Origin of the sequence: Streptomyces sp. SID5910 (assembly GCF_009862125.1) — a bacterium.
GTDB lineage: Bacteria > Actinomycetota > Actinomycetes > Streptomycetales > Streptomycetaceae > Streptomyces.
The window spans coordinates 1-7,038 of the sequence record NZ_WWHX01000718.1; the positions used below are offsets into that span (position 1 = coordinate 1).

The 7,038-nt window shown below is 74.7% G+C and carries 7 protein-coding genes; 4 read left to right on the forward strand and 3 right to left on the reverse strand.

The genetic code is table 11. From position 1 onward, the window contains the following. Both GTW67_RS24935 and GTW67_RS24940 read right to left on the reverse strand, forming a co-directional pair. Positions 1-705, reverse strand: a 705-nt coding sequence (locus tag GTW67_RS24935) for a hypothetical protein (RefSeq protein ID WP_161167038.1), incomplete at its 3' end; no start/stop codon positions are given. 53 nt (positions 706-758) lie between these two features. Further along, complete coding sequence (locus GTW67_RS24940) at positions 759-1,304, reverse strand: hypothetical protein (protein ID WP_161167039.1); 546 nt, start codon at positions 1,302-1,304, stop codon at positions 759-761. A gap of 183 nt (positions 1,305-1,487) precedes the next feature. Here GTW67_RS24940 and GTW67_RS24945 point away from each other — a divergent pair, with 183 nt between their 5' ends. The 3 genes from GTW67_RS24945 to GTW67_RS24955 are packed head-to-tail and all read left to right on the forward strand — an operon-like array spanning position 1,488 to position 4,251. Further along, positions 1,488-2,873: an MBL fold metallo-hydrolase gene (locus tag GTW67_RS24945; RefSeq protein ID WP_161167040.1), complete on the forward strand. Its 1,386-nt coding sequence runs from the start codon at positions 1,488-1,490 to the stop codon at positions 2,871-2,873. Between the two features lie 2 nt (positions 2,874-2,875). Then, on the forward strand, positions 2,876-3,625 hold the full coding sequence (locus GTW67_RS24950; protein ID WP_161167041.1) for a sulfite exporter TauE/SafE family protein: 750 nt from the start codon (positions 2,876-2,878) through the stop codon (positions 3,623-3,625). Positions 3,626-3,675: 50 nt separating this feature from the next. After that, entirely contained in the window at positions 3,676-4,251 is a 576-nt protein-coding gene (locus GTW67_RS24955) for a rhodanese-like domain-containing protein (protein WP_161167042.1), read from the forward strand. Positions 4,252-4,316: 65 nt separating this feature from the next. Here GTW67_RS24955 and GTW67_RS24960 read toward each other — a convergent pair whose 3' ends face one another. Beyond that, on the reverse strand, positions 4,317-6,041 hold the full coding sequence (locus tag GTW67_RS24960; RefSeq protein ID WP_161167043.1) for an FAD-dependent oxidoreductase: 1,725 nt from the start codon (positions 6,039-6,041) through the stop codon (positions 4,317-4,319). Between the two features lie 264 nt (positions 6,042-6,305). Here GTW67_RS24960 and GTW67_RS24965 point away from each other — a divergent pair. Next, on the forward strand, positions 6,306-7,038 hold a 733-nt coding region (locus tag GTW67_RS24965; protein ID WP_202437661.1), incomplete at its 3' end, for a SchA/CurD-like domain-containing protein.

The following is a 7,038-nucleotide window of genomic DNA, read 5'->3' on the forward strand; positions in this document are numbered from 1 at the left end:
GTCGGTGCGGTCGGCGGCCGTTTCCAGCGCGCGGCGGGCGAAGGCCACGTACGCCGGGTTGTCGGCCGACCGGTGCCAGGTGTGGGCGAGCGGGGCGACGAATCTGTGCTCCCGGTCCATCTCGGACAGGACCGCCTGTTCCGCCGGGGGGAGGCCTGCGATGACGGCCGTCTCGTCGGCGACGATGGGGCCGACGTCGCGGGAGAGCCGTTCCACGGCCGTCGTCAGTGTCTCCTTCCCTGCGAGGGCCGCGACCGCGAGCAGCGCGTACGGCTGGCGTACGACGTCCCTGACCAGGCACATCCCGACCAGGCTGCGGGCCGGTTCCGAGACGTCGGGCACCGGGCCCGTGCAGTCCCGCAGCGCGTCGAGGCCCAGGGTGAGGTCGGCCCAGCCGTGTTCCCCGCACTCCTCGACGAGCAGTTCGAACAGCCGGCGGCACGCGGCGGGTGTGTAGCGCGGCCGGCGGTCCCTGGCCGCGGCCCGGATCGTGGCCGCCGCCGCGCGCATCGCCAGTGGGGCCGAGGTGTCCACCCGGTAGGCCGCGACGAAGAGGCTCCCCAGCTCCTCGTCGGTGACCTGTGACGGGTCGGGGCGTCCCTCCTCGTCGGTGAACTCCGGGTCGGTCAGCGCGCGCAGCAGTCGGCCGACGGCGCTCGTCGTGCCGCTCTCCCGGTCCCGGGTCGCCAAGGCGTCGTTCTGCATGGCCGGATGATGGCAGAGGGGACTGACAACGCCATCGGCTGCGGGCGGGTGCGTCAGCCCGTTCCCGTTCCGTCCTGCTGCCAGACGCGGGGCCAGTTCCCGGACGGCGGTGGCGGGCCCGCGATGCCCAGGTCGCGGCGCGCCAACGTGTAGAAGGCGTCGCGCGCCCGGCTCATCCGCCGGACCGTGTCCTCCCAGCCGGCGGGGTCGTCCTTCGTGCCGCGGGCGTAGAGCTCGACGTTCCACACGGCCTCGTGCCAGGCGCGGGCCGCCGCTATGGTCTCGGCGTCGCCGACGAGCAGTACGGACTCCCACTCCGCCGCGCGCCGGGCCTCGGCCTCGGCGAGCTGGGCGAGGCCCTGCTCCGGGTCCAGAGGGTCCACGGCGTGCTGGAAGCCTCTCGCCGCCCCCATGCGCTGCGCGATGTTGATCTGGTGCTTCAGGGCGTTGGCGTAGGAGGCGTAGGTGTCCAGTCTTTTCTGGTCCCAGCGTTCGGCCCTGGCCCGTCGCCACCGGCTGCGTTCCGTGAGGCTGGTCGCCAGGTAGGAGCCGGCCGCTCCCACGACGACGCCGGCCAACGCGGGCAACTGTTCCCACATCGTCGATCCCCCCTTGTGACGGACGTGGTCGGTCGGGGACACAGTGCCCCAGGCGGGGGCTCCGGTACAGGCGGCGGGACCGTCGCATCGGCCGCCGCCCGAGTGACGGATACCCCCGGGGGTACTCGTGTTACGGTGGCCTGTATACCCCGGGGGGTAATTGCCCGAGTAAGGAGTAGCCCGATGTTCTTCGTCGACACCCTCGAACTGGAGGGGCTCGGCAACCGTTCCTACCTGGCCGGCGGGGCGCGGAGCGCCGTCGTGGTGGATCCGCCGCGTGACGTCGATCAGGTCCTGGCCGTGGCCGCCCGGCGCGGGGTGCGGATCTCGCACGTCGTGGAGACCCACCTCCACAACGACTACGTCAGCGGCGGCCTGGAGCTGGCCCGGCTGACGGGTGCCGTGTATCTGGTGCCGGCCGGGGCCCGCGTCTCGTTCTCGCGGGTGCCGGTGGCCGACGGTGACACGGTCGGCGTCGACGCCGGGCTGGAGCTGCGGGCGGTGGCCACCCCCGGGCACACCCCGCACCACACCTCGTACGTGCTCCGGGAGAACGGCGTTCCCGTGGCGGCGTTCACCGGGGGCTCGCTGCTCATCGGCACCGTCGGGCGTCCGGATCTGGTGGAGCCGCGGCTGACCGAGGAGCTGGCGCGGGCGCAGCACGCCTCCGCGCACCGTCTGGCCACCGAGCTGCCCGACGACACGTCCGTGCTCCCGACGCACGGCTTCGGCAGCTTCTGTTCCTCCGCGCAGGCCGAGGGGGACGCCACCACGATCGGCCGGGAGAAGGCCGTGAACGCCGCGCTGACCGAGGACGTCGACTCCTTCGTGGCCCGGCTGCTGGCCGGGCTGGACGACGTCCCCGCGTACTACGCCCACATGAGCCCGGCCAACGCCGGCGGGCCCGCGCCCGTCGACCTGACCCCGCCGGCCGTCGCCGACGCCGAGGAGATCGCCGCCCGGCTCGCGGCCGGTGAGTGGGTGGTCGACCTGCGTGGCCGCGTCGCGTTCGCGGAGGGGCATGTCGCCGGGTCGTACAACTTCGAGGCGGACGGCAAGCTCGCCACGTACCTGGCCTGGCTGATCCCGTGGGGCAAGCCGGTGACGCTGCTCGCCGAGTCCCCGGAGCAGTTGGCCGCCGCCCAGCGGGAGCTGGTCCGGGTGGGCATCGACCGGCCCGCGGGCGCCGCGACCGGGGTGCCCGAGGCGTGGGTGCCCGAGGGTGGGCGGCCGGTGTCGTTCCCGAGGTCGACGTTCGCCGGACTGGCGGGGCGCGGCACGGACGGGGTGGTCGTCCTCGACGTACGGCGGGACTCCGAGCGGGCCGCCGGGCACATAGCCGGGTCGGTGCACCTTCCGGTCCACGAGCTGCACGGACGGCTGGACGAGGTGCCGGCGGGCACCGTGTGGGTGCACTGCGCGGGCGGTATGCGGGCCGCGATCGCCGCGTCGATGCTCCACGCCGCGGGACGGGACGTGGTGGCGGTGGACGACGGGTTCGACGCCGCCTCGGCCGCCGGGCTGACGGTGACCGACGGCTCGGACGATCCGCACGGCGCCGGCCGCTGAGCATGACCGCTCTGATCGCCGCGCTCCTCGCCGGTGCCGTCGTCGGCCTGGCCCTCGGGGGTCTCGGCGGGGGCGGCAGCGTCCTCGCCGTGCCCGCCCTGATCTACCTGCTCCACTTCGACCCGGCCGACGCGACGACGGCCGGCCTCGTGATCGTCACCCTCACCTCCGTCACCGCGCTCAGCGGGCACGCCCGGGACGGCAACGTCGCCTGGCGCACCGGGCTCCTGTTCGCCGCCGCGGGTGTCGTGCCCGCGATGCTCGCCGGGGCGGTGGCCGACCGGGTGCCGGCGACCGTGCTGGTCGTGGCCTTCTCGGCCGTCGCCGCGCTGGCCGCGACGCGGATGCTGCGGCCCGCTGCCACCGGCCCGGCCGCGCTCCCCGTCCGCCCCGCGCGGGCCGGTGCCGTCGGGGCCGGGCTCGGGGCGGTGACCGGGTTCCTCGGGGTGGGTGGCGGCTTCCTCGCCGTACCGGCGCTGGTGGGCGTGCTGGGGCTGGCCATGCGCCGGGCCGTCGGGACGAGCCTCCTCGTCATCACGGTCAACTCCCTCGCCGCGCTCGGCGCGCGGGCGGGCACCGGGACGCACCTGGACTGGGCCGTCGTCGGACCCTTCACCGCGGCCGCGGTGCTCGGCGCCTGGGACGGCAAACGCCTGGCGGCGAAGGTCCGGGGCCGGACGCTCCAGACCCTCTTCGCCTACGTGCTTCTCGCGGTGGCCCTCTTCATGCTCGCCGACGCGCTCGTCCCGTGAGCCACCACCACATGACCACCGACCGACGTCCACGGAAGGGACCTCGCCCCATGACCACCCCCGCCACCCTCGACCCCCGCCAGGCGCACTCCCGCCTGCACGAGCTCACCGTCATCGACGTCCGCACCCCCGGCGAGTACGCCGGCGGCCACCTGCCCGGCGCCCTCAACGTGCCGCTGGACCGGCTCCGGCGTGCCCTGCCCGCCGTCCGTGCCGCCGCGCAGCGCGGGGACGTCCTCGTCGTCTGCGCCTCCGGCAACCGCTCCGCGAACGCGTGCCGCGTCCTCGCCGAGCACGGCGTCCACGCCGCGACCCTCGTCGGCGGCACCGGGGCCTGGGCAGCGCAGGGGCACGAGCTCGCCCGGCCGGAGGGGCCCGCGAAGGCCACGTGGGGCATGGAGCGGCAGGTCCGTCTCACCGCCGGGCTGCTCGTCCTGCTGGGTCTTCTGCTCGGCCTGCTGGTGCACCCGGCCTTCCAGTTGCTGTCCGCGGGCATCGCGGGCGGGCTGGTCTTCTCCGCCCTCACCGACACCTGCGGCATGGCGGCCGTGCTCGCCAGGCTGCCGCACAACCGGCCCGGCCACGCCGACCTCGACGCCACGCTCGCCCGGCTGCGCGGCCACTGAGCGCCCTCCCTGCCCGGTGACGGCACGCCGGGTCCACCGGCAGGGAGGCCGTACCCGTCAGCGATTCACCCGCCGGCGTGAACCATGCCGCTCACGCTCGGCTCCGGCCGGGCGACGTCCGTGCTGTCCGGCAGGGACAGCACGGACGCCAGCACCTGCCGCAGCATCGCCGCGGGGTCCGGCGCCGGGCCGGGGGCCCGCCAGGCGACGAAGCCGTCCGGGCGGACCAGGACCGCCCCGCCGCGCGTCACGCCGTGGGCCTTCGCCCAGTCGGTGTCGTCGTCCTCGGGCAGCAGTTCGGCGTCCGGGGACTTGCCGACCCGGTACGGCGTCAGCGGGATCCGCGTCTCGTGGGCCAGCCGGGTCGCCGCCTCGTGCCAGCCGCTGGGCTCCGTCGCGTCGCTGAGCAGGACGAGGGTGCGCTCGTAGAGGTCGAGCGTGGAGACGCGGTCGTCGCCGCGGCGCAGCCACAGGTGCGGGGCCCGGCTGCCGGGTTCACCAGTCAGCGAGAGCGCGTCCGGGACCACCGGCGTCGCCGGGTCGGCGCCGACGACCGCGCCCTGGGGATAGCGGTAGCCGAGGGCGACGTTGAGGATGCCGCGCTGCGGACCGCCGCCGCCGCCGGCCGCCGGGGGCGGGGCGAAGCCGGGGTGGCTGTGCTCGGCGGAGCGGGCGGCGGCGCGGGCGCTGGTGGCCTCGGCGACCGGGCGGCGCTCGGCGTCGTAGGTGTCGAGGAGGCCGTCGCCCGCCCAGCCGTCGAGGACGGCGGCCAGTTTCCAGGCCAGGTTGTGGGCGTCCTGGATGCCGGTGTTGGAGCCGAACGCGCCGGTCGGGGACATCTCGTGGGCCGAGTCGCCGGCCAGCAGGACGCGGCCCGAGCGGTAGCCGCGGGCGACGCGCTGGGCGGCGTGCCAGGGGGCCTTGCCGGTGATCTCGACGTCCAGGTCGGGGTCGCCGATGGCGCGGCGGATGTGGGCGGCGCAGCGCTCGTCGGTGAAGTCCTCCAGCGTCTCGCCGGTCTCCGGGTGCCAGGGGGCGTGGAAGACCCAGTCGACGCGGTTGTCCACCGGGAGCAGGGCGCCGTCCGCGTCGGGAGCCGTGAGGTAGCAGACGATGAAGCGGCGGTCGCCCACGACGTCGGCGAGCCGGCGGGAGCGGAAGGTGATGCTGATGTTGTGGAAGAGGTCGCCGGGGCCGCTCTGACCGATGCCGAGCTGCTCGCGGACGGGGCTGCGGGGGCCGTCGGCGGCCACCAGGTAGTCCGCGCGGATCGTGGTGTTCTCGCCGGTCTCCCGGTTCCGGACGATCGCCGTGACCCCTTCGGCGTCCGCGTCGAACGACAGCAGCTCCGTGCCGAAGCGCAGTTCGCCGCCGAGTGCGCGGGCGTGGGCGAGCAGTTCGGGCTCCAGGTCGTTCTGGCTGCACAGGCACCAGCCGCTGGGGCTGAACCGGGCGAGTCCGTTGCCGGGGTCGATCTGCTTGAACAGCCACTCCCCCGCGTCGCCGGCCAGCGTCGGGGTCTGGAGGATGCCGTGGTTGTCGGCCAGCGTGGCGGCGGCCCGCCGGATGTCCGGTTCGGTGCCCGACACCCGGAAGAGCTCCATCGTGCGGACGTTGTTGCCGCGTCCGCGGGGGTGGATGGAGGTGCCGGCGTGGCGCTCCACCAGGGTGTGCCGGACGCCGAGCCGACCCAGGAAAACCGAGGTCGACAGGCCGACCAGGGAACCTCCGACGATCAGCACCGGGACGCGGTGGATCCCGGGCCCCGATCGATCGGCTCTTTCGTTCATCGCTCGTCCTCCGTTGCGTCGGGCCGCGGTCGGGCCGTCGTCGAGTGGCAGGTCCCGTGACATGCAGGGGCCGGGCCTTCATGCATGCCCCGTGGCGCCTGCGGCGGCTCAGGCTTCACCCGCTTAACCCGTCTGGTTCGCGGTCCCCGCGGGCACGGCACACGATCGTGCTTGTGCGACCGGCGCACCCCGCCGCACACGGCGCGCGCAGCGACGGTCGTACTTCCCCAGTCCACGAGGAACCCCCGAGAAGAGGTGGGCCGGATGACGGTCTCTCCCGTCGTGTCGTCGGATTCCGGATCGACGGATGCCGCAGCCCTTGGTGCCGGGGCGACGGCCGCCGTGTCCGCGGACGTGGGCGGCGTCTCGATATCGGCGTTCGACGGATCCCGCGTGCGGGTCGTGCTGATGCTGGACATCCACGACGGCATGCAGCAGGAGTTCCTCAACGCCTACGAGCGCATCCGCCACCGCGTCGCGGCCGTGCCGGGACATGTCAGCGACCAGCTGTGCCAGTCCCTGGAGAACCCGACGCAGTGGCTGCTCACCAGCGAGTGGGAGAGCGCGGCGCCCTTCCTGGCGTGGGTCAACAGCGACGAGCACCTGGCGACCGTGGAGCCCCTTCAGGACTGCGTCCGCGACACCCGCTCCCTGCGCTACAGCGTGCTGCGGGAGACCGCCGCCGACGGTGCCGCGTCGTCCGCCCCGGCCGGCGAGGAGCTGCGGGCCGCTCCCCGGGTGGGCGGCAACGTCGTCCGGCACGCGCTGACCTTCACGGTGCGGCCGGGCAGCGAGGCCAAGGTCGCCGAGCTGCTGTCGAACTACGCGTCCCCCGAGGCGCAGGTCGACGACGCCACCCGGCTGCTGCGCACCTCGCTGTTCATGCACGGCAACCGGATCGTGCGGGCCGTGGAGGTGCGGGGCGATCTCCAGGCGGCGTTGCGGCATGTCGCCCGGCAGCCCGGGGTGCGGGCCGTCGAGGAGGCCCTCAACCCGA